At 64.1% G+C, this 1,573-nt stretch carries 1 protein-coding gene; it reads right to left on the reverse strand.

Annotation, left to right across the window (positions count from 1 at the left end; genetic code table 11):
- Positions 1 to 1,573, reverse strand: a 1,573-nt coding sequence (gene sdhA, locus A2I95_RS36715; protein ID WP_291737413.1) for a succinate dehydrogenase flavoprotein subunit, incomplete at both ends; no start/stop codon positions are given.

Raw genomic sequence — 1,573 nt, forward strand, 5'->3', positions numbered from 1 at the left:
CCGGACGGTAGCTGAGTTCTACCTTGTTGCCCGCCACGCGGGAGACGGTGTGGACACGCCAGTTTTCATCGTCGCGGGTCGAGAAATCCTCATGCGCATGCGCGCCGCGGCTTTCCTTGCGGGCTTCGGCGCCGACGATGGTGGCCAATGCACTGGGCATCAGGTTTGTCAGCTCCAGCGTTTCCATCAGGTCGGAGTTCCAGACCAGCGACCGGTCGGTCACCTGCAGGTCGTCCAGCTTGGCGGCGATCGCGGTCATCTTCTCGACGCCTTCGGCCATGGTTTCCGCAGTGCGGAACACAGCGGCGTCGGCCTGCATGCATTTCTGCATCTCCAGCCGCAGATCCGCGGTCGGGATGCCGCCCTTGGCATTGCGCAGAGCATCAAAACGGTCGAATGCCTTATCAACGGAAGCCGTGTTCAGCACCGGATTTGCCGCCTCGGGGTCCACAACCTTGCCCGCACGGATGGCGGAGGCGCGGCCAAAGACCACCAGGTCAATCAGCGAGTTGGAGCCAAGCCGGTTGGCGCCATGCACCGAGGCGCAGCCAGCCTCGCCCACGGCCATCAGGCCTGGCACCACACCGGTCGGGTCGTCAGCCGTCGGGTTCAGCACCTCACCCCAATAGTTGGTCGGGATGCCGCCCATGTTGTAATGGACGGTGGGCAGAACCGGGATCGGCTCCTTGGTGACGTCCACACCGGCAAAGATCTTGGCGCTTTCGGAAATGCCCGGCAGCCGTTCCGCCAGCGCCTCGGCCGGCAGGTGGGAGAGGTTCAGGTGGATATGGTCGCCCTCGGCGCCCACACCACGGCCTTCGCGGATTTCCATGGTCATGGAGCGGCTGACATAGTCGCGCGGCGCCAGATCCTTGTACTGGGGCGCATAGCGCTCCATGAACCGCTCACCTTCGGAGTTAGTCAGATAGCCGCCCTCGCCGCGCGCGCCCTCGGTGATCAGGCAGCCGGAGCCGTAGATGCCGGTCGGGTGGAACTGCACGAACTCCATGTCCTGCAGCGCCAGACCGGCGCGCGCCACCATGCCGCCGCCGTCGCCGGTACAGGTATGCGCCGAAGTGGCAGAGAAATAGGCGCGGCCATAACCACCGGTCGCCAGCACCACCATCTTGGCGTTGAAGATATGCATGGTGCCATCATCGAGCTTCCAGCACACCACGCCCTGGCACTGCCCGTCGTCGGACATGATCAGGTCGATGGCGAAATACTCGATATAGAATTCGGCGTTGTTCTTGAGCGATTGTCCATACAGCGTGTGCAGGATCGCGTGGCCGGTCCGGTCAGCCGCCGCGCAGGTGCGCTGCACCGCGGGGCCTTCACCGAATTCGGTGGTGTGGCCGCCGAACGGGCGCTGGTAGATCTTGCCTTCCTCAGTGCGCGAGAACGGCACGCCATAGTGTTCCAGCTCGTAAACCGCCTTAGGCGCCTCACGTGCCAGGTATTCCATCGCGTCGGTGTCGCCCAGCCAGTCGGAGCCTTTGACGGTGTCATACATATGCCACTGCCAGCTGTCGGGCCCCATGTTGCCCAAGCTGGCGGCAATGCCGCCCTGCGC

Source organism: Leisingera sp. F5, assembly GCF_001593695.1.